Here is a 20,946-nt window from a genome sequence, read left to right on the forward strand (position 1 = left end):
GGCCTCGGATTCGCGAAGGCGGGCCGCCGGCATGGCCGGGTGAGTGAGCAGACGATGCCGCGGCCCGGCTGCGGGAATCCGAAAGCGCGCTTTGAGAGACACTGCTAGCCCGCCCGCCGGTCCAGTTCGGCCAGGATCTCCGGGCCGAGCTGCGTGACGTCGCCGGCGCCCATGGTCACCAGCAGATCTCCGGGTTCGACCAGATCCGCCGCCAGCTTCGCCGCGACGTCGAACGCGGGCTGGTAGTGCACGGGGACGCCGGAGATCTGGTCGGCGATGAGCGCGCCGCTCACGCCGGGCTCCGGCTTCTCGCGCGCCCCGAACACATCCAGCACGACGACCTCGTCGGCCAGCGACAGCGCGGCCGCGAACTCCTTCGAGAACGCCTTCGTGCGCGAGTACAGATGCGGCTGGAAGACCACGATGACCCGGCCCGAACCCGCGGCCGTCCGCACCGCGCGCAGCTGCGCGTCGACCTCGGTCGGGTGGTGCGCGTAATCGTCGTACACACGGACATCGCCCGAGCGGCCCTTGAATTCGAACCGCCGCCGGACGCCGCCGAACGCGGCGAGCCCTTCGGCCAGTCCTTCGACCGGAGCGCCGAGCTCGATCCCGGCCAGCAGCGCGGCGATCGCGTTCAGCGCCATGTGCTCGCCCGGCACCGCGACGCGGAGGACGATCTCCTCGCCCTGCAACGAGATCCGGACGACGCCGCCGTCCGGCGCGGGCGCGTAGTCGAGCACCTTGGCGTCGTCCTCGCCGGTGACCGAACGCCCGTAGCGGCGGACGCGGATGCCACGTTCCTCCGCCTGCGCGCCCAGCCTGTCGGCCGCCTCGTCGTCACCGCAGACGATGAGCAGCCCGCCCGGCACGATCCGGCCGAGGAAGTCGGTGAACACCGAGACGTACGCCTCGGCCGTGCCGTGGTGATCCAGGTGGTCCGGCTCGACGTTGGTCACCACGGCGACCGACGGCGAGTACGCCAGGAACGACCCGTCGCTCTCGTCGGCCTCGGCGACGAAGACCCCGCCCTCGCCGTGGTGCGCGTTCGCGCCCGACTCGTTGAGGTCGCCGCCGATGGCGAACGACGGGTCGAGACGGCACTGCTGCAGCGCGACGGTCAGCATCGACGTCGTCGACGTCTTGCCGTGCGTCCCGGCGATGCAGGCGACGCGGTGGTCCTCCATCAACCCGGCCAGAGCCTCGGCTCGGTGCAGCACGGTGATCCCGCGTTCCCGCGCGGCCACCAGTTCCGGGTTGTCGTCCTTGATCGCGGTCGACACGATCACCGAGGACGGGCCTTCGGGGAAGGCGTCGAGGTTCTCGGCGCTCTGGCCGACGGCGATCTCGGCGCCCTGGGCGCGCAGCGAAAGGAACGCGCGCGACTCCTTGGCGTCGGATCCGGAGACCTGGGCACCGCGCGCCAGCAGGATGCGGGCGATGCCGCTCATCCCGGCGCCGCCGATCCCGATCAGGTGGGCACGCGTGAGCGTGTCGGGGAGATGGTCAGGCACCTGCGGCCTCCAGCACGATCTTGGCAAGGGTCTCGTCGGCCTCTCGGTGGCCGAGGCCGACGGCGGCCGCGCTCATCTTCGCGACCCTGTCGGCGTCGGACACCAGCGGGATCACCAGCTCCGCGACCTTGGCGGGGGTGAGGTCGGCGTCGTCGACCATCAGCCCGGCACCGGCGTCGACCGCGGGCCGGGCGTTGACCGCCTGTTCGCCGTTGCCGTACGGCAGCGGGACGAACACCGCGGGCAGGCCGACGGCGGAGACCTCGGCGACGGTCATCGCGCCGGAGCGGCACAGCACCGCGTCGGCGGCGGCGTAAGCGAGGTCCATGCGCTCCAGATACGGCACCGGGACGTACGCGGGCCTTCCGGGGAACTCCTGGACGACCAGCGTGTTCTTCGGCCCGTGGGCGTGCAGGACGCCGACACCGGCGTCCGCGAACTCCTTGGCCGCACCGGAGACCGCGCCGTTGATGGACACCGCGCCCTGCGAGCCGCCGAAGACCAGCAGTGTCGGGGCGTCGGGGTCGAGCCCGAAGAACTCACGGGCTTCGGCGCGCAGCGCGGACCTGTCGAGCGAGGTGATGGAGCGCCGCAGCGGGATACCGATGACCTCGGCCTTCGCCAGCGGTGTCCCCGGGACGGCGACGGCGACGCGGACGGCGAACCGCGCGCCGACCTTGTTCGCCAGGCCCGGCTTCTCGTTGGCCTCGTGCACCACGATCGGCGTGCGGCCGCGCGCGGCGAGGTACGCCGGGAGCGCGACGTACCCGCCAAAACCGACGACGACGTCCGCGCCGACCCGGTCCAGGACCTCACGGGTGCGCTTGACCGCGTCGCGGACCTTCAGCGGCATCTTCAGCAGTTCGGGTGTCGGCTTGCGGGGCATCGGCACCGGCGGGATCAGCTCCAGCGGGTAGCCCCGCGCCGGGACGAGCTTGTTCTCCAGCCCGCGCTGGGTCCCCAGCGCGATCACCTTCGCGTCGGGACGCAGGCGCATCACCGCGTCGGCGAGGGCGAGTGCCGGTTCGATATGCCCTGCGGTACCGCCGCCGGCGACCACGACCACCGGTGCCTTGCCGGCGACCTCGCCTGTGGCGCCACCTCTGACGGGGTTGTTCACCTATGACCTCTCCGGTTTGCGGTACCCCGTTTCGCGGTACCGCGGTTCACCGCCGTTCGCGCGGCCGTCCTCCTGCCGGGTTCCCGTACCGAACGGCGCCGTTCCTGGGCGGGCGCGGGCCTCGCCGTCCTCGGCGCGGGCCTCGCCGCCTTGGCGGCGCCTCCCCTGGCCGCGGCGCCCTTGCGCTTGGCGGGCGGGCGGTACGGCTCGGGCGCGGGAAGCCTCAGCAGGCGTCCGAATTTACCCGGCCCCTGCGAGCGCAGTGCGGCCACCGCCTCCGGTTCGTGCCGGGCGGCGTTGGCGAGGATCCCCATGATGAGCATGGTGATCACCAGTGACGTCCCGCCGTAGGAGATCAGCGGCAGCGTGACCCCGGTGACCGGCAGCAGGCCGACGACGTAGCCGATGTTGATTCCGGCCTGCGCGACCAGGAAGACGGTCAGCGTGCCGGACACGATGCGGATCCACGGATCGAGGTTCCGGGTGGCGATCCGCAGGCCCACGACGGCGACCCCGGCGAACAGCCCCAGCACCACGACGCAGCCGATGAAGCCGAGTTCCTCGCCGATCAGGGCGAAGATGAAGTCGTTCTGCACGTTCGGCAGGTAGCCCCAGTTGGACTGGCCCTGGCCGAGGCCCTTGCCGAACAGCCCGCCGTCGGCGAGCGCGAGTTTCGCCTGGTTGGCCTGGAAGCCGTCCGCGCTGGTGTCCGGGTCGCCGGAGACGAACGACATGACCCGCGCGAGCCGGTACGGCGCGATGATGGCCAGCACCAGGATCCCGGCGAGACCGCCCGCGAGGATGACGCCGAACAGCCGTTTCGGCGCGCCCGCGAACCACAGCAGAGCCAGCAGCACCACCGCGAGGGTGACGGTGCCGCCGAGGTCGGGCTGCATCATGACCAGCGCGAACATCAGCAGCGCGATCGGCACGACCGGGACGAGCAGATGGCGCCACTGGTTGATGATGTTGTACTTGATCACCAGGATGTGCGCGCCCCAGAAGGCCAGCGCGACCTTGGCCGCCTCGACCGGCTGGAAGGCGAATCCCCCGAGCCTGAACCAGCCTTGCGAGCCGTTGACCTCGGAGCCGAGCGGGGTCAGCACCAGCACGAGCAGCCCGAGGCAGATCACCGTCGCCGTCGCCGACAGCCGCCGGACGCGTTCCAGCGGGACCCGCAGCCCGACCCAGAACACCACCGCGCCGATCGCGACGAACATGATGTGCTTGCTGAACTGGGCGTACACGCCGGTGCCGGTCTTGGGGTTGTACGACGCGACCGACGAAGCGGACAGCACCATCACGATGCCGATCACGGTCAGCACGCCGGTGAGCGCCAGCACCAAGTGGAACGAAGCGAGCGGCCGTGAGAGCCACGCCGTCAGCGCGGTGCGGAAGGCGACGAACGGGCTTTCCTTGCGTTCACGGCCCTCACGAGACTTGCGCTGCCGGGGCGCGGGCTCGCGCTTCCTGTCCTCAACCGCCGTCACTGGTCTCCCCCGCACCGTCGCGCAGGACACGGACCGCACGCGCGAACGCGTCGCCGCGTTCGCCGTAGGAGCGATACATGTCCAACGACGCCGCGGCGGGGGCCAGCAGCACCACATCTCCGGGACGCGCCAGGGCGCGGGCCGCCTTCACCGCCGCAGTCATGGTGTCATCGTCACCCGAAGGGAGGCTGTTGACCGGGACATCCGGCGCGTGTCGCGCAACAGCGGCGGCGATCACGGGTGAATCCACGCCGAACAGGACGACTCCGCGCAGCCTTCCGGCGATCGAGCCGACGAGCTCGTCCACGGAAGCGCCCTTGAGCTGGCCACCGGCGATCCAGACGACGTTCAGATGCGCGCGCAGCGAACCGCTCGCCGCGTGCGGATTGGTCGCCTTGGAGTCGTTGATGTACCGGACGCCGTCGATCTCGCCGATCTCCTCGGCCCGGTGCGGGGCGGGCCGGTACTCGCGCAGCCCCTTGGCGACGTCCTCGCCCGTGACGCCGTACGCGCGGGCCAGGGCGGCCGCGGCGAGCGCGTTGGAGACGTTGTGCGGACCGGCGGGACGCACGTCGGCCAGCGTGCCGAGTTCGTCGGCGCTGGTCGCCGGGTCGGCGACGAAGGCGCGGTCGACCAGCAGATCCTCCACGATCCCGAGTTCGCCGGGGCGCGGGGTGTCCATGCCGAAGGCGACGCGGCGGGCGCCGGCGGGCGCGTGTTCGTCGGCGAGCCGGGCGGACCACTCCTCGTGAAGGTTGTGCACCACGTTCCGGGAGTGGGTGTGGACCCGTCCCTTCGCGGCCGCGTATTCCTCCATCGAGCCGTGCCAGTCGAGATGGTCCTCGGCCAGGTTCAGCACCACCGAGGCGAGCGGGGCCAGCGTCGACGACCAGTGCAGCTGGAAGCTCGACAGCTCCACGGCGAGCACTTCGTGCCCGGCCCGCACCGCGTCGAGCACCGCGAAACCGACGTTACCGCAGGCCACGGCGTCGACCCCGGCGGAACGGAGGATCGATTCCAGCATCCCGACAGTGGTGGTCTTGCCGTTGGTGCCGGTGATCGCGAGCCACACCGGCGGTTTGTCGCGCAGCTGCCCGACGCGCCACGCCAGCTCGACGTCGCCGATCACCTCGATACCCGCCTCGGCCGCCGCCACGAGCAACGGCGACGTCGGCTTCCAGCCGGGGCTGGTCACGACCAGTTCGACACCTTCGGGCGGCTCCGGCAGGCCGGGCACCAGTTCGGCGCCGAGACCTTCGAGTTCCGCCAGCCGTTCGGCGTCGCCGTCGGTGACGGTGATCCGCGCACCCAGGTCCTTCAGGACGGGGACGATCGACTTGCCGGTGACCCCGGCTCCGGCGACGAGGACATGCCGCCCGGCGAGCTCCACTTCTTAACCCCCGAAGCTGAGCTGTTCGCTGTAGAACAGGCCGAGCCCGAACATGCAGCAGATGGCCGAAAGCAGCCAGAACCGGATGATGACGGTGGTCTCGGCCCAGCCCGCGAGTTCGAAGTGGTGATGGAACGGGGCCATCCGGAACAGCCGCCGCCTGGTGGTGCGGAACACCGCGATCTGCGCGACCACCGAGATCATCTCGACCATGAACAGACCACCGATGACGATGGCGAGCAGTTCGGTGCGAGTGGTCATCGACAGGCCGGCGACGAGGCCACCGAGGGCGAGCGAGCCGGTGTCGCCCATGAAGATCTTCGCCGGGGCCGCGTTCCACCACAGGAACCCGACGCAGGCGCCGGTCGCCGCGGCGGCCACCACGGCCAGGTCCAGCGGGTCACGGACGTCGTAGCAGGCGGTCTGCGGGGTGACCGCGCACGAGAGGCGGGTCTGCCAGAAGGCGATGACGACGTAGGTCGCCAGCACCATCGCCGCGGTGCCGCCGGCGAGTCCGTCGAGGCCGTCGGTGAAGTTCACCGCGTTCGACCAGCCCGAGATGACGATGTAGCAGAAGATCACGAAGAACACCGACGGGAAGGTGATCAGCGCGAGGTCCCGCACGTAGGACAGGCTCTCCGAGGCCGGGGTCAGCCCGCGCTCGTCGGCGAACTGCAGCGCCAGGATCGCGAAGGCGATCGTGACCACCAGCTGGCCGACCAGTTTCGCGGTCTTGTTCAACCCGAGGTTGCGCTGCTTGCGGATCTTGATGAAGTCGTCGAGGAACCCGACGAGCCCGAGGCCGACGGCCAGCAGGAGGACCAGCAGCCCCGAGGCGGACGGACCGCCGGTGCCGTTGCCGCCGCTGAGCGCGCTGATCAGATGCGCCACGAAATACCCGACGACCATCGCGACGATGATCGCGACACCACCCATCGTCGGGGTACCGCGTTTGGATTTGTGTCCCTGCGGTCCTTCCTCCCGGATCTCCTGGCCGAAGCCCTGCCGGGAGAACACCCGGATCAGATAAGGAGTGAGGAGGATGGAGACCAGCAGGCCCGCCGCGGCCGCGATCAGGATGCTGATCACGCGTCACCACCGTTCGAGCGTTCTTGAGAGGGGGAAGGGAGTACTGCAGGGGATTCAGCGTTGGTTCCGGGGGAGGCGAGCACGGCGTCGGCCACTCGCCACAGCGCGGCGGCCTTGGACGCCTTCACCAGCACCACGTCCCCCGCGCGGAGCTGATCATGCAGCAGGGCGATGGCGGCCTCGACGTCGGGTACCAGTACCGACTCCTCGCCCCAGGAACCCTCGTGCTGCGCGCCCTGATGCGTCGCGGCGGCGGCCTGGCCGATGACCACGAGCTTGTCGATGTTGAGCCGGACGACGAGCCTGCCGATGCCGTCGTGCGCCGCGACCGAGTCCTCGCCGAGGTCGCCCATCACGCCGAGCACGGCCCAGGAGCGGCGGTTCGCGCTCATCGACGCGAGCGCCTTGAGAGCGGCCCGCATCGACTCGGGGCTGGCGTTGAACGAGTCGTTGAGCACCGTGACGCCGTCGGCCCGGGTGGTGACCTCCATCCGGCGTTCGGAGCGCCGTTCGAGGTTCGACAGGCGGGCCGCGACCTCTGCGACCGTCGAGCCCATTTCCAGCGCCACGGCGGCGGCGCTGAGCGCGTTGCCGACGTGGTGCTCGCCGTAGAGCGGCAGTTTCACCGGCGCCTCGCCGTCCGGGGTGACCAGGCGGAACGACGCACGCGCTTCGTCATCGAGGGTGATGTCGACGGCGCGGACCTGCGCGGACTCGCTTTCGCCGACGAACACCACCCGCGCGCTCGTGCGGCTCGCCATCGCCGCGACGTACGGGTCGTCGAGGTTCAGGACCGCGACACCGCCGTCCTCCGCGCTCGGCAGTGCCTCGACGAGCTCACCCTTGCCCTTGGCGATGCCCTCACGAGAGCCGAACTCGCCGACGTGCGCGGTGCCGACGTTGAGCACGACGCCGATCCGCGGCGGCGCGATGGCCGCCAGCTCGGCGATGTGACCGGGCCCGCGAGCGGACAGCTCCAGCACGAGCTGCCGGGTCGTGTCGTCGGCCCGCAGCGCCGTCCAGGGGTGGCCCAGCTCGTTGTTGAACGATCCCGGCGGCGCCACCGTCGGGCCGAGCGGCTCCAGCAGCTGGGCGATGATGTCCTTGGTGGAGGTCTTGCCCGACGAGCCAGTGACCCCGACGACGGTCAGGTGGTCCCCTGACAGCTTCTGGATCACGTGCCGGGCGAGTTTGGCCAGCGCGGCCAGCACCGCGGCGCCCGCCCCGTCCTTGTCGGAGACCAGCGCGAACGCCCGCTCGTGCGTGGCACCGGCGGCAGGCGGCGGCACGATCACGGCCGGGGCGTCGACCTCACGGGCCGCGAGCACCGCGACGGCGCCGGACTCGACGGCCTGCGCGGCGAAGTCATGGCCGTCGACCTTCGCGCCGGGCAGCGCGACGAACAGACCGCCGGGCGTGATCTGGCGGGTGTCGAATTCGACGCTTCCGGTGACCTCGGCTGTCCCGTCGGTCCGATGCAGCCTGCCGCCGACGATGGCGGCGATCTCGGCCAGGCTGAGCACGATCACACTGTCTCCAGACGTCTGCGGATGGCGGCGGCCAGCTCGTCCCGGTCGGAGAAGGGGTGCACGACACCCTGGACCTCCTGGCCGGTCTCGTGGCCCTTGCCCGCGATGAACACGATGTCGCCGGGCTGGGCGAGCTCGACCGCGTGGACGATGGCTTCCCGGCGGTCGGCGATCTCGAGGATCTCGCCGCCCAAGGCCGGTCCGGCGTTGCGGGCACCGGCCAGCATCGCCGCCCGGATCGCGGCCGGATCCTCCGAACGCGGGTTGTCGTCGGTCACGATCAGCATCTCGCTGCGCCGGACAGCCGCCTCGCCCATCATCGGGCGCTTCGCGGTGTCGCGGTCCCCGCCGCAACCGAGGACGGTGATGATCCGGCCCTCGGTGCGGGCACGCAGCGCGTCGAGCCCCTGCGCGACCGCGGCGGGCTTGTGCGCGTAGTCGACCACCGCGGTGAACGGCTGGCCGAGGTAGACCCGCTCCATCCGGCCCGGCACTTCGACCGAGGCGAGCCCGGCGACGATGGCGTCGAGCGGGACACCGGCGGTGTTGAGGATCGCGGCCGCGAGCACGGCGTTCGCGACGTTGAACTCACCCGGCAGCGGGATCTTCGCCGAAGCGGTGAGGCCGTCCGGACCGTGGAGGGTGAAGGTCTGCTCTCCCGCCGGGGTGGGCGTCAGGTCGGTGGCGCGCCACAGCGCGTCCGTTCCCGGCTCGGTGGAGACGGTCACCGTGTGCGGGGTGAGGAGTGCTTGGCCCCAGGCGCTGTCGACGACGACCACCTCGGCGGTGGAGCGGCCGTCGAACAGCAGCGACTTGGCGGCGAAATACTCCTCCATGTCCTTGTGGAAGTCCAGGTGGTCCTGGGAGAGGTTGGTGAAGGCGCCGACCGCGAAGCGCGTGCCGTTGACCCGGCCCAGCGACAGGGCGTGGCTGGAGACCTCCATCGGGACGTGCGTGACTCCGCGTTCCACCATCACCGCCAGGAGCGCCTGCAGATCCGGCGCCTCGGGAGTGGTGAACCCGCTGGTCAGCCGCTCCCCCGCGATCCGGGTCTCGACCGTGCCGATGAGCCCGGTGGTGAGCCCGGCCGCCTTGAGCCCGGCGTCGACCAGATACGACGTCGTGGTCTTGCCGGACGTCCCGGTGATACCGAGGACGGAGAGCTCCAGCGACGGCTCCCCGTAGATCCAGGCGGCGATCTCGCCGAGGGCGGCGCGCGGGTCCGGGTGCACCAGGATCGGCACGCCGGCGTCGCGGAGCACCGGACGCTCGGCGCCCGCCTCGTCGGTGAGCACGGCGGCCGCGCCGGCGGCGATGGCCTGGTCGCTGAAGTCCGCGCCGTGGGCGCGGGCGCCGGGAAGGGCGGCGAAGAGGTCACCGGGGAGGACGTGCTGCGCACGCAGCGTGCTGCCCGTGACCGTCAGCTCGGCCGCGGCCGTGTAGTCGTCGTCACCGACCACGAGCCGGGCGCCCGCCCTGGCGAGCAGCGTGCCCAGCGGCATCGGCTCGATCCTGGCCGGACGCGGGGGTGCGGCGACGGCCTTGACCGGGCTGTCCGGGACCTGGGCAGCCGTCGCGCCGGACCCGCTTTCGACGGCGGGACCGCTGCGGGGATCTGAAGTAGGCACCGACACAGCCAAGGAGGTTACCGGCGCGGCATCCGGGTGACTGAAGCGGTGCGGGGTGTGCGCGCGGCGATCATGCTCGTGGTAATGGGTTTCGCACGCTCTCCTTGGCACGCAAGGGCTTCCGACTGTCGCTTGAGGACTTCGGGCGAGAAGAGCTGAAGGGGACTTTCCCCGCGTCTTACGCGGCGAAGGACGCTTCCCCCCATGTCATGCGGGGAAAGCGCCCTTCAGCGGCGTCAGGAAAGCACCAGCGGGACCTGAGGCGACGGGCCGTCCGAAAGCGGGATCTGGAACCGCTGCGCCAGGTACGCGGCCACCGAGTGGAACAGCGGCGCGGCCGAGAGTCCTTGCTGCAGTGTGGCGTCCGGGGCGTCGAGCCGGATGCCGACCACGAAACGCGGGTTGTCGGCGGGCAGGATCCCGGCGAAGGTGATGTTGTAGAGGTGGTTGCTGTACGTCTTCGTCTGCGGGTCGACCTGCTGGCCGGTGCCCGTCTTGCCCGAGATCTGGTAGCCCTCCAGTGCCGCCTTCGGCCCGGTGCCGCTCTGCTGCCCGCGGCCCTTCTGCGTCACGGCGCGCATCATCTCGCGGACGGTCTTCGCCGCCTGCGGGCTGATGACCTGGACGGTCTTCGGCGCCGGTTCCGGGACGACGGTCCCGTCCGGATTGACCTTCGCCTTGACCACCCTGGGTTCCACGCGCAGCCCGTCGTTCGCGATGGCCTGGTACATCCCGGCCATCTGCACGACCGTCATCGAAAGCCCCTGCCCGATCGGCAGGTTTCCGAAGGTCGTGGCCGACCACTGGTTGCGCGGAGGCACGACGCCCGGGCTCTCACCGGGGAGGCCGAGACCCGTGCGCTGGCCGAGGCCGAACTTCTTGAGCAGGTCCGCGTACCGGTCCTCGCCGAGCTTCTGCGCCAGCAACAGAGTGCCGACGTTCGACGACTTGGCGAAGATGCCGGTGGTCGTGAACTGCTGGGTGCCGTGGTGCCAAGCGTCCTTGACGATCTTGTCCGCGACCTGCAGCGAACCCGGTACCGGCAGGGACGCCTCGGGCGTGGTGATGCCGTCGTCGATCGCGCCCGCCGCGGTGACGATCTTGTTCACCGAACCGGGTTCGAACGGCGTGGTCACCGCGCGGTTGTTCAGGTTCTCCGTCTCGCTGCGCGAAGCCGGGTCGTTGAGGTTGACGGTCTTGTCGTTGGCCAGCGCGTAGACCTCGCCGGTCTTCGAGTCCAGGATGACCGCCTGGCCGCCCTTGGCCTTCGACTTGACGACGTACTCGCTCAGCTGCCGCTGCAGTTCGTACTGCAGATCGGTGTCGATCGTGAGCTGCAGGTCCGAACCGGGGACGGCGTTCTGGATGTCCCGTTCGGTACCGGGGATGACGAGGTTGTCGTTGCCGTTCCGCGTGTTGACGATCTTGCGGCCCGGCGTTCCGGCGAGGTCGTTGTCCCGCGAAGCCTCGAGACCGTAGCCACCGTGCAGGTTGTGCTTGGAGACGTCCTTGTCGTCGGTGCGCCAGTTCGCGTAACCGACGATGTTCGCGCCGATCGAGTCACCGGGGTATTCCCGTTTCGAACGCTTCTCGACGCTGATCCACGGGTATTCCTTGACGATCGCTTCGGCGACCGACGGTTCGATGTCGTGGACGAGGTAGGTGAACCCCTCCGGCTTGTGGAACTTGTCCAGGAGTTCCTGCTCGGTGATCACCCCGGGCAGCTTGGCCGCGATCAGTTTCGCCGCGCCCGCCACCTCGGTCTCGAAGTTCTTTCCCTTGGCCGGGTTCTTCGCGGCGAAGTCGTCCATCGTCTTGTGGAGCCAGTTCAGGCTCACGGCCAGTGTCCGCACCTCGACGCTGAACGCGATCTTCGTCCCGTTGCGGTCCAGGATGGACCCGCGCTGCGCGGGGCTTTCGATCACCGACGTCCGCTGCCGTTCGGCTGCCTCGGACAGCGCACCGGCCTCGAACCACTGCACCTGAACCAGTTTGAGGCCGGCGAGCACCATCACGACGATCAGCAGGATCCGGACACCGGTGAACCGGCTCCGGTTTCCCCCGTTGCCCCGGCGGGCGGTGGCACGGCGGGTCCCGGCGGCGTAGGTCCGCCGCGCGCTCCCCGCCGACCGCGCCCTGGCCTGCGCCGGGCGGCCGGGTGACATCACTGACCTCCCTGCGCCGGGGGCACCGCGTTCTCCTGGGGCACCGCGGGCTGGTCGCCCTCGTACGGCGTGCCCTGCTGCGTGCCCTCGGCGGGCGGAGGCGCCGTCGAGTCGGACGGAGCGACCGACGCTTCGGCTTCCGCCTTCTTCGGCTCACCGACCACAGTGGACTGTCCATCCGGGCCGACCACGATATGCGCGGGGTCGCCGCCGGGCACCATGCCCAGTTCCCTGGCCTTGGGCGCCAGCGAAGCGGGCGACTCGGCCTTCGCGACCTCGCGCTGCAGCCGCTCCTTCGCCTCGGCGAGCCCGGCGTTGGTCGTGCGGAGTTGTTCGAGCCGGTACGAATCGGCGATGGCCTGCGTGGTCAGCCACAGCGTGCACGCCACGCCGACGGCCAGCATGCCCATCATCATCAGCACGAACGACGCGCGCGACCGCGGCCAGCGCAGCTTGAGCTTCTTCTTCGGCTCTTCCTTGCCCACGCCGCCTTCGGCGTCGGGACGGTTGCGTTGCTGGTCTCGCTGCAGCAGGTCGGCGCGCTGGGCGCGGCGGGCGTAGGCGCGTTCAGCCGCCGACGTCCGGCCGCGGGAGGCGCGGGTGGACGTCGTGGTCTCGGTGGTGCCGGGCGTCTGGTCGACCGTGCCGGTCGCGCGGGCACGCCGTCCGGGCGCCGGTGTCCGGCGGCCGCGGGACTTCGCGGGAGCGGTCATCGTGCTCGGTCTCCGATCCGTTCGGCGGCTCGCAGCCGCACGGAGGCGGCCCGCGTGTTCTGTTCGGTCTCCGCCTCGCCGGCCTTCTCGGCCCCTCTGGTGAGCAGTTTCAGTTCCGGGCCGTGGCCCGGCAGTTCCACCGGAAGCCCTTCCGGCGTCCGGGATTTCGCCAGTTCCGCGAAGGCCTGCTTGACCAGCCTGTCTTCGAGGGACTGATAGGACTCCACGACGATGCGGCCGCCGACGGCGAGCGAGGACAACGCCCGCGGCATCGCCCGCCGCAGCACCTCCAGTTCGCCGTTGACCTCGATCCGCAACGCCTGGAATGTGCGCTTCGCCGGATGGCCGCCGGTGCGCCTGCTCGCCGCGGGGACCGCGTCGTACAGCAGTTCCACCAGCCGCCCGCTGCGCGTGAAGGGTTCCTTCTCCCGTTCCGCCACGACGGCTTTGACGATCCGCTGGGCGAATCGTTCCTCGCCGTAGTCGCGCAGGATCCGGATCAGCTCGCCGGGGGCGTAGGTGTTGAGCACGTCGGCCGCGGTGATCCCGGTGGTCGGGTCCATCCGCATGTCGAGCGGGGAGTCCTTGGAATAGGCGAAACCGCGCTCGGCGCGGTCCAGCTGCATCGAGGAGACCCCGAGGTCGAACAGGATCCCGTCCACTCTGGACAGTCCGAGACCCTGCAGCGCGGACGGCATCTCGTCGTAGACGGCGTGCACGAAGTCGACACGATCACCGTGCGGCGCCAGCCGTTTCGCGGAGAGTTCCAGCGCGTTGGGGTCACGGTCGAGGGCGACCAGGCGCAGCGAGGGGAACGCGGTGAGCAGCGCGTCGGAGTGACCGCCGAGTCCGACGGTCGCGTCGACCAGCACGGCCTCGCGGTCGGAGAAGACCGGCGCGAACAGCTCGACGATGCGGTCGAGCAGCACCGGAACGTGCTCGTGTTCGTCTGCCATGTCTTCCCCCTTTCCTGTAGTGCCGGGGAAGATGCCGGATGCCGTCAGGTCCCTGTCCGCCCGCCTGCTGACCTGGTACCGGGGAAGGTGTACCAGGGCCACTGAGCGGACAGAGGCCTCACGGCATCCGTGTGGGCGCTTCCCGGCGTGTCCGAAGCGTGAACCCGCGCCCCCCGACGGCGTGGGTGCTTCCTCGGCCACGTCTAGAAGACGCCCGGCAGAACTTCCTCTCGAGCCTTCGCGTAGCTGTCCTCGTGTTCGTCCAGGTAGCCCTGCCACGCTTGGGCGTCCCAGATCTCCAGCCTGGTGATCGCCCCGATCACCACGCACTCCTTGTTCAGCCCGGCGTAGCGTCGGAGCTCGGACGCGATCGCGATACGTCCTTGCCCGTCCGGGCGTTGTTCGTCCGTCCCGGCGAAGAGATAACGCTGGTAGGCCCGGACCGCCTCGTTCGTGAACGGGGCGTCGGCGACCTTCCTCGCCATCTGCTCGAACTCGGCCCGGGGAAAGACGAAGAGACAGTGATCCTGTCCCTTGGTGACCATCAGCCCACCGGCGAGCGCGTCGCGGAACTTCGCGGGCAGCGTGAGCCGCCCTTTGTCATCCAGTTTCGGGGTGTGGGTGCCGAGGAACACCGGCCCCACCTCCCTACCGCTCCCGGTTGCGAACAACCGAGCTCGGCCACGGGGCTCCCTTCTGCCCCACTTCGCACCACCGTACCCCACTTTTCACCACAGTCAACGCGCCGAAAGCCGCCACCACTCCGTCGTGTCAGGCGTTTTCGCTGGTCAGCCAGGTGGGGCCAGGTGGGGGCTTGGTGGGGGACGGTGGCCAAGATCCCCCTGGCCGGGTATCGAAGCAACCTCATCCATGCCTGATGCGTCCGGAAATCGGCAGCCGGAACCCTGCTGTGGGGCGAAGTGGGGTGAAAGTGGGGAAGCCGGTGGGGATCGGTGGGGACACTGTGGAGGGTGACATCGGTTCATCCCATGACCCATGTCGACAAAGGACAGCCGTCACGTCCCTCGTGAGTGGTGAGGACGGTTCTAACCGTCCTCACCACTCACGAGGTCAGCGGCGGCCGCGCTTGCGGCGGCGTCCGTTCATCCCTGGGGTCGCGCGACGGCTGACGCCGCGCCAGTCCTTGGGCTTCTCCGTCGGTTCCGGCATGAGCCTGTCGATGCCCTTGCCCGCGAACCAGCCCACGACATAACCGGGGATCAGGCTCACGAAGGTGAAGAACATCCACCACCCATAGGAAAACGGCGCGCGCGGCCGATCCACGGGGACGATGCTGTACTGCAGCGCCCCATAGCGCCCCGCCGACCGATAGGACACCACGTTCACCTCACCCGACAGGTCCGAAACCGAACCGATCACCGCGGAAGTGACGAGTGGCCTGCCCAACGCCTTCCGATCCCACCGGACCTCGGCCTGGCATACGTGGATCATCCAGAACCGCAGCGGGCTGCGGTGGCATTCCTGAATGCGCGCCACCCCGAACCGATCCACTTTCCCCTGGTCACTGATCCCCAGTGAAACTCCCAGCGAGATCATGAACCAGGCGCTCAGTACGACGAAGACGACGCCAGTGATCATTCTCAGGCTGGATCGGCCTCGCCGCTTCCGGGCCGGCCGGTCGCCTTGTCCGGCCAAGTCAGTCATCGTCGTCGAGCGAGCCGCTGATCCGGCCGGTGCGCGGTGGAGTAACTCGACCGCGTTCGGGTGAGCCGCCGTCGTACTGGCTGCGGTCTCCGGCGACCGCCTTGCCTGCTTCCTTCCCGATCTTCAACGCGGTGTTGTCTGCGATCTTCCCCGCAACCGTGTTCTCCATCCGGTCCATCCCGCCACGCGTGTGTTTGAGCACGCGCTCGGCACCGGTTGCTTCGGAATCCAAAGCCTTCTTCGCGAGTTTGAGGTTGTCGGCCTTGAAAGCGTCCAAGGTGGTGTCGCTGGCCTTGATCGCCCTGTTCGCGTCGCGCCCCAGTTCGGAAGACTTCCGCCCCAACGTCCGCGCCGCCTCCCGTGCCCTGTCACTCGATCCTTCGAACCGTTTCACGAACTTCTGGATCGCGCTGAGCAGTTTGCCGAGCTTCTTCTGGATCTTCGCCATGACCTTGACCGCGTCGGCGAAGATGCTCGCGGTGAACGCCGCGACCGAACCACCGAGGGTGAACCACGAGGAAGCGAGTGCCAGGAGCGCACGGGTGATCACGTCGCTGATGAAGCCGGCGATGATATCGAAGATCAGCGCTCGCGCGGTGGCCACCACCATGCCGCCGGTCGTGATCCAGTGCGCCGAATCCCTGGCCTCGGCGGCGACATCACGCAGGGACCGCGTGTACTGCAGTGCGACCCGGCGGTAGGCGACCGCCGCGTCGCCATCCCATCCGGATGTCGTGGACAGCGCACCTTCGTAGTCGCCGGCCACGGCTTCGAGTTCGGCGGCGATGTTGTTCCAGGTCTGCGCCGCCTGCTGGACCAGGTCTGGATCACCGGTGAGGATTTCCAGTGGTTCGCGGATGAAATCGAGGTTCTCCATCAGCCAGCCGACTCCGGCCTTCACCAGCTCACCGAGCGGGTTCAGGACCATCGACAGCGCATCCAGCCCGACGGAGACCCCGTCCATGGCGAGCGCGAACTCGTCGATGTCTTCACCCGGCTTGGGTTTCAAAGTACCGGCCAGGCCTTCGAGGCTGTCGGCGAGACCGCCTCCCTTGAAGTTCTTTTTCTCGTCGTTCTTCCGCGCGACCAGGTTCTGTTCCCTCGGCCCCGCGACCGGCCCTTCGCTCACAGCTTCTTCCCCAGGTCCCGGCTGAGCCCCGCCGCGTCGTCGTCGATCTTCGTGTAGTCCGTGGCCGCCTTCCGCAGCGCATCGGACAACGCGTCGCCGAGGTTCGCCGCGCTGGTCATCAGCTCGTCCGCGTCGCCTTGTGCCAGCTGCAGGACGCCGCCGACGGGCACCGCGCACAGCAGGCCGTACCCCTGAAAGCCGCCCAATCCGACCTGGTTCGCCGCCGAGGCCGCGCCGCGGATGCGGTCGGCGAGATCGGAAACCTGGTCCGCGTGCGCCTTGAGGCGTTCCGGCGAGACGCCGTATCCCGGCCCGCTCACGAGCGGCCGGTCCAGTCGACGTGCTGGAAGTCTTCACCGTCGTCCTCGTCGGACACGGGGCGGGGCGGCCGGGGTTTCGCGGGTGGAGCGGGAGGCGGTTCGGAGGGGACGCCGAGGCGCGCGGAGTCGTCCGGTTCCGGCGAGGGCTGCGGTTCTTCCCGCGGCGGCAGGGTGCTCTTGATGAAATCGACCGCGTCGGAGTCTTCGCCGGTCAGCCCGGCCATGATCTCCAGCGTGCGGTCCGCCGCCCTCGCCGTCGCCTTGCGGTAGGTGCTCATGATCAGCGACGCGAGCTGCGCCGGCGGCCGTTCCTGTGCCTGCGGGGACAACGAGAGCGACGTCAGGCCACCGCCGGGGTTGACCGTCACGGTGACCAGCCGATCCGGGCTGCTCAGCGTGACGACGTTGTTCTCCAGATCGGCCTTCGCCTGTTCCGCCTTGGCGAGCAGGGCGGCACTGCGCCGCTCCTGTTCACGCATCCACTCCTGCGGATCGCGCACGTGGCCACCGAAGGGCACGGTCATTTCGAAACCCCCACTTCCCGAAGGCCCCCTCAGGCTTTCGACTCGTCTTAACCTAGCGGTCCGGGTCGAGCAGCGAGGCCAGACGCGCGGCCAGCCGGGGGCCGTCCACAGGGGACACGTTCACCCACGCCTGCCCGCCGCGGCCCTCGGTCCGCGCCGCGCAGTACGCGCCGACATCGGTGTCGAACCAGGTCAGCCCACCAGCCCGGCGCGCCCGGCCGTCACGGTCCCGGGTCCGCACGGTGAACTGACCCGCGCTGTAGACGGGCCGTGCCTGGATCGCGAGCACTTCCCGCAGCTGACTGTCCGAAGCCGACGATCGCCCGCCGTCGCCGAACACCGGATCCTCCAGGTCGTCGCCGAAGCGCGCCGCGGGCAGGCTGATGCCGTAGCCGGGGCCGGGCCGCAGTTCGGGCAGGACGTCGACGATCGCGGCGAACACCTCGCCGTCGCCGATCCCGGACAGCGCGATGGTCTGCCCCGGCTGTGTGGCCAGCACGCCGTGCCGCCCGCGCGCGGCCGCGACCGCGCGGAACGGGGTTTCGGCCATCATGTCGGCCAGCGCCTCGCATTCGACGTAGACCTCGGCGCGCGCGAGCAGGTCCAGCCGCGCTTCCAGGGCGGCGTCGAGCCGGTCCCCGTCATAAAGGCCTCGCTCGGCGAGGTTTTCGTAGACCGCGTCGCGGATCTCGGCGCGTTCGGCTTCCGTGAAGCCGACGCTACGCACGGACAGCGGCCAAGGCGGGGACGCGTGTCCCAGGTCGGACCAGAGGACGTCGAACGCCGACGCGGAAACGCGGATCAAGACCGCCCCAGCTCGGGCGGTTTCTCGAAGGAGACCTGCGGGGTCAGCGCGTGCAGCGAGGCGTCGCGGGTGTTCATGACGTCGACGGCCTTGCGACGGGCCTCTTCGGCCTGCGCGTGCTTGGCCTCCATCTCGTCGGCGAGCGCGGCGAGGAGCGCGAGGTTCCCGCCGGCGGCGGCGCCGCGGATCATCGCGCCGGGGTCGTAGTCCACCGGCGGCGGCATGTCGGCACGGGCCCGCGCCGCCGCCTCGGCCTGTCCGGAGACGGCCTTCCCCAGCGCGGACGAAAGGTCCGCGGACCAGGTCAGCCAGCCGGACGCGGTGGCCAGCACGCCGCGGAGCGCGTCGCCCGCTTCCCCGCGCCAGTTCTCTTCGCTGCTGCCGACCAACCCGGCCAGCTCGGACGTCGCGTCGTGCATCCGCCGCGCGAGCGCGTCCCAGGCGGCGCCGATACCGCCCGCCGCCTCGGGGTCGTTGCCCGCTTCGACTTCGGCGGCCAGCGCTTCGTGGCTGTAGGCCTCGTACCGCGTGGCCGCGACCGGGACCTCGCGTCCCGGCGTCTCTCCTTCAGGCACGGCACCTTCTCCTCAGTGTTCGGTGGTGAACCCGCGTCCGCTGACAGGCCCTAAGGCAGTTTGGGTTCGGCCAGTCCCGCCACCGTCACCGCGCGCTCGCAGGCGAGCGGGGTGTCGGTGAAGTTCGTGTTGCTCACGTCGATCTGGACGCTCGCCTTCTCCCCCATGCCGAGCAGCACCGCGCAGGTCCCGTCGGCGGCCTTCTTGTCGGCGACCTTGAGCGCGTCCCGGCCACCGACCTTGGTCTTGGTGGCGGTCTTGCGCGCGACCTCGAGGTCGGCCAGCCCGTTCCGCTCGTCCACGGTGATGGTGACGCCGAAGGTCGCGGGCACCGTCCAGTCGCAGGCACGGGCGCCGTTGATCTCCTTCGCTACGCCGAGCACGTTCAGCCCGGCGGTCGACCTGTCCGCCGGGTCGAGCAGCGAGCACGGATCCACACCGCGATCCGGCGCGGGCGCCGAAGAAGAAGGAGCAGGTCCCGCACCGTCGTCGGCGGCCGGAATCCGCGCCTGACCTGCGGTCCCTTGCCCACAGGCGGACACTGTCATGACGGCGAGCGCGCCGAAGAGGGCGAAAACAGAAAAGCGGGAGCTCATGGGTTCAGCCGCCGACACAATCCACATCCGCCGCCGCTTGTTCATCCTGCCGGGTGTACTTGGCCAGCGCCTTCTCGATCCGGTTCTTGAGCGCCTCGAGTTCCTTGCCGAACGCGGTGAGCGCCTCGACCGCGGAGCCTTCGGCGCCGATCCCGTACTGCGCCATGAACTTGCCGACCCTGTCCGCGTATCCCCCGCCGAGAGGAACCGTGCGGCCGAGCACCTTGGCCTCGCGGACCATCTGGCCGACCACGTCCTGCAGGGCGGAGATCTTCACGTGGGCGTCGGCCGCCAGCTCCGGGGCGACCGCGAACCCGCTCAGATCGAACCTGGGTTTGGCGGTACTCACCTCGCTCATATGCGATTACGCCTCTCCGTAGTCGAGCGACCTCGCACCGCAGCATACGACAAAACCCGGCGTCAGCGGGAGCACCAAAAACGCACTCAACTCACCCGATCGAGGTAAGGTCTCCGGTTGCACAGAGTCATCGACTGGGGTTGGCGGGGTTGCCCCCACGAGTTCGCCCGAGTTTGACACACTTCGTGGGAGGCTGACCGCTGCCCGGGGGACTGCTCGGGACTTGAGAGCTGACCTTCAGCAGGATCCAGCGGACATCCAGCCACGCGGCATCAGGAGGTCGAGTGACGTCGAGAATCCAGTCTGCGACGCCCGGCGAACACCAGGGCGAGCAGGCAACCGGGCAAGCGCCATACCCCACGGGCGCGGGCTCGGTCAGCGGACGGCAGAACGGCCAGGCCGGCCGTGCGTCGCTGGACGAACTGCACGAGACCGCGCGGCGGATCGCCGCCAACGTGGAGCGGGTGCTCGTCGGCAAACCCGACGTCATCCGCATCGCGCTCGTGACCCTGCTCGCCGAAGGCCACCTCCTCGTCGAAGACGTCCCCGGCGTCGGCAAGACCTCGCTGGCGAAGGCGCTGGCCCGCTCGATCGACTGCACCGTCAGCCGGATCCAGTTCACCCCCGACCTGTTGCCCAGCGACGTCACCGGGGTGTCCATCTACAACCGGCAGAGCGGCGGGTTCGAGTTCCGTCCCGGCCCGGTGTTCGCGAACATCGTGGTCGGCGACGAGATCAACCGCGCCTCGCCGAAGACGCAGTCGGCGCTGCTCGAATGCATGGAAGAGCACCAGGTCACCGTCGACACCTCGACGTACCACCTCGAAGAGCCGTTCATGGTGATCGCCACCCAGAACCCCATCGAGATGGAGGGCACCTACGCGCTGCCCGAGGCCCAGCGGGACCGGTTCACCGCGCGGGTCTCCATCGGCTATCCCGACCAGCAGGCCGAACTGGCCATGGTCGACGAGCACGCCGGGCACAATCCGCTGGCCGATCTCGAGCCCGTCTCCGACCGCGAGTCGGTGCAGCGGCTGATCGAGGCGGTGCGGTCGGTGCACATGTCGCCGGAGATCCGCCGGTACGCCGTCGACCTGGTGGCCGCGACCCGTCAGGTGCCGGAGATCCGCCTCGGCGCCTCGCCGCGGGCGACCCTGCAACTGGTCCGTGCCGCCCGCGCGCAGGCCGCGCTCTCCGGCCGCGAGTTCGTCGTCCCGGACGACCTGCACACGGTCGCGATCCCGGTGCTGGCGCACCGCATGGTGCTCACCACCGAGGCGCACGCCGCCCGCCGTTCGGCCACCGACGTGGTCCGCGCGATCCTGCACCGCGTTCCCGTTCCGCAGGGCTCGAACCACCGCTGAGTAAAGGAAACGTGGC

Annotated in this window: 20 protein-coding genes; 1 reads left to right on the plus strand and 19 read right to left on the minus strand. The window is 69.9% G+C overall.

All coding sequences use genetic code 11. The features are described from left to right. Nucleotides 1–104 precede the first annotated feature (104 nt). The 19 genes from murC to H074_RS07075 all read right to left on the minus strand — a co-directional run bounded on the left by murC (nucleotide 105) and on the right by H074_RS07075 (nucleotide 19,566). Nucleotides 105–1,514 carry a UDP-N-acetylmuramate--L-alanine ligase gene (gene murC, locus H074_RS06985; protein WP_007029322.1) on the minus strand — a complete coding sequence of 470 codons (1,410 nt, stop codon included), beginning with the start codon at nucleotides 1,512–1,514 and terminating at the stop codon, nucleotides 105–107. Next, on the minus strand, nucleotides 1,507–2,634 hold the full coding sequence (murG, locus tag H074_RS06990; RefSeq protein WP_007029323.1) for an undecaprenyldiphospho-muramoylpentapeptide beta-N-acetylglucosaminyltransferase: 1,128 nt from the start codon (nucleotides 2,632–2,634) through the stop codon (nucleotides 1,507–1,509). The genes murC and murG overlap by 8 nt, the downstream gene beginning before the upstream one ends. After that, entirely contained in the window at nucleotides 2,631–4,124 is a 1,494-nt protein-coding gene (gene ftsW, locus H074_RS06995; protein WP_007029324.1) for a putative lipid II flippase FtsW, read from the minus strand. The genes murG and ftsW overlap by 4 nt, the downstream gene beginning before the upstream one ends. Next, on the minus strand, nucleotides 4,111–5,514 hold the full coding sequence (gene murD / locus H074_RS07000) for a UDP-N-acetylmuramoyl-L-alanine--D-glutamate ligase (protein WP_007029325.1): 1,404 nt from the start codon (nucleotides 5,512–5,514) through the stop codon (nucleotides 4,111–4,113). The genes ftsW and murD overlap by 14 nt, the downstream gene beginning before the upstream one ends. A 3-nt stretch (nucleotides 5,515–5,517) precedes the next feature. After that, nucleotides 5,518–6,603: a phospho-N-acetylmuramoyl-pentapeptide-transferase gene (mraY, locus tag H074_RS07005; protein WP_007029326.1), complete on the minus strand. Its 1,086-nt coding sequence runs from the start codon at nucleotides 6,601–6,603 to the stop codon at nucleotides 5,518–5,520. Continuing rightward, complete coding sequence (locus H074_RS07010; protein WP_007029327.1) at nucleotides 6,600–8,132, minus strand: UDP-N-acetylmuramoyl-tripeptide--D-alanyl-D-alanine ligase; 1,533 nt, start codon at nucleotides 8,130–8,132, stop codon at nucleotides 6,600–6,602. Before H074_RS07010 ends, mraY begins: the two co-directional genes overlap by 4 nt. Further along, complete coding sequence (locus tag H074_RS07015; RefSeq protein ID WP_007029328.1) at nucleotides 8,129–9,634, minus strand: UDP-N-acetylmuramoyl-L-alanyl-D-glutamate--2,6-diaminopimelate ligase; 1,506 nt, start codon at nucleotides 9,632–9,634, stop codon at nucleotides 8,129–8,131. Before H074_RS07015 ends, H074_RS07010 begins: the two co-directional genes overlap by 4 nt. Nucleotides 9,635–9,996: 362 nt before the next feature. Next, nucleotides 9,997–11,925, minus strand: coding sequence for a peptidoglycan D,D-transpeptidase FtsI family protein (locus H074_RS07020; RefSeq protein ID WP_007029329.1), 1,929 nt, complete (start codon nucleotides 11,923–11,925; stop codon nucleotides 9,997–9,999). Beyond that, on the minus strand, nucleotides 11,925–12,638 hold the full coding sequence (gene ftsL / locus H074_RS07025) for a cell division protein FtsL (RefSeq protein WP_007029330.1): 714 nt from the start codon (nucleotides 12,636–12,638) through the stop codon (nucleotides 11,925–11,927). The genes H074_RS07020 and ftsL overlap by 1 nt, the downstream gene beginning before the upstream one ends. Continuing rightward, the gene (gene rsmH, locus H074_RS07030; RefSeq protein WP_007029331.1) at nucleotides 12,635–13,594 is read right to left on the minus strand and encodes a 16S rRNA (cytosine(1402)-N(4))-methyltransferase RsmH; all 960 of its coding nucleotides are present in this window, start codon (nucleotides 13,592–13,594) and stop codon (nucleotides 12,635–12,637) included. The genes ftsL and rsmH overlap by 4 nt, the downstream gene beginning before the upstream one ends. Nucleotides 13,595–13,797: 203 nt before the next feature. Next, nucleotides 13,798–14,229 (minus strand): division/cell wall cluster transcriptional repressor MraZ, encoded by a 432-nt coding sequence (mraZ, locus tag H074_RS07035; protein ID WP_005156436.1) that lies wholly within the window; start codon nucleotides 14,227–14,229, stop codon nucleotides 13,798–13,800. 436 nt (nucleotides 14,230–14,665) lie between these two features. Continuing rightward, a complete protein-coding gene (locus H074_RS07040; protein WP_007029332.1) occupies nucleotides 14,666–15,193 on the minus strand; it encodes a hypothetical protein in 528 nt (175 codons plus the stop codon). Between the two features lie 58 nt (nucleotides 15,194–15,251). Further along, nucleotides 15,252–16,388, minus strand: coding sequence for a WXG100 family type VII secretion target (locus tag H074_RS07045; protein WP_007029333.1), 1,137 nt, complete (start codon nucleotides 16,386–16,388; stop codon nucleotides 15,252–15,254). Next, nucleotides 16,385–16,708, minus strand: coding sequence for a type VII secretion target (locus tag H074_RS07050; protein ID WP_007029334.1), 324 nt, complete (start codon nucleotides 16,706–16,708; stop codon nucleotides 16,385–16,387). The genes H074_RS07045 and H074_RS07050 overlap by 4 nt, the downstream gene beginning before the upstream one ends. After that, nucleotides 16,705–17,232, minus strand: a complete 528-nt coding sequence (locus H074_RS07055; protein ID WP_007029335.1) for a YbaB/EbfC family nucleoid-associated protein — start codon at nucleotides 17,230–17,232, stop codon at nucleotides 16,705–16,707. The genes H074_RS07050 and H074_RS07055 overlap by 4 nt, the downstream gene beginning before the upstream one ends. 52 nt (nucleotides 17,233–17,284) lie before the next feature. Continuing rightward, a complete protein-coding gene (locus H074_RS07060) occupies nucleotides 17,285–18,037 on the minus strand; it encodes an ESX secretion-associated protein EspG (RefSeq protein ID WP_007029336.1) in 753 nt (250 codons plus the stop codon). Then, nucleotides 18,034–18,612, minus strand: coding sequence for a PPE domain-containing protein (locus H074_RS07065; RefSeq protein WP_007029337.1), 579 nt, complete (start codon nucleotides 18,610–18,612; stop codon nucleotides 18,034–18,036). The genes H074_RS07060 and H074_RS07065 overlap by 4 nt, the downstream gene beginning before the upstream one ends. A 50-nt stretch (nucleotides 18,613–18,662) precedes the next feature. After that, nucleotides 18,663–19,208, minus strand: a complete 546-nt coding sequence (locus H074_RS07070) for a DUF3558 family protein (protein WP_200865754.1) — start codon at nucleotides 19,206–19,208, stop codon at nucleotides 18,663–18,665. Nucleotides 19,209–19,212: 4 nt separating this feature from the next. After that, nucleotides 19,213–19,566 carry a hypothetical protein gene (locus H074_RS07075; RefSeq protein WP_007029339.1) on the minus strand — a complete coding sequence of 118 codons (354 nt, stop codon included), beginning with the start codon at nucleotides 19,564–19,566 and terminating at the stop codon, nucleotides 19,213–19,215. A gap of 284 nt (nucleotides 19,567–19,850) precedes the next feature. Here H074_RS07075 and H074_RS07080 point away from each other — a divergent pair, with 284 nt between their 5' ends. Then, the gene (locus H074_RS07080) at nucleotides 19,851–20,930 is read left to right on the plus strand and encodes an AAA family ATPase (RefSeq protein ID WP_007029340.1); all 1,080 of its coding nucleotides are present in this window, start codon (nucleotides 19,851–19,853) and stop codon (nucleotides 20,928–20,930) included. Nucleotides 20,931–20,946: the final 16 nt, after the last annotated feature.

Origin of the sequence: Amycolatopsis decaplanina DSM 44594 (assembly GCF_000342005.1) — a bacterium.
Classification (GTDB): domain Bacteria; phylum Actinomycetota; class Actinomycetes; order Mycobacteriales; family Pseudonocardiaceae; genus Amycolatopsis; species Amycolatopsis decaplanina.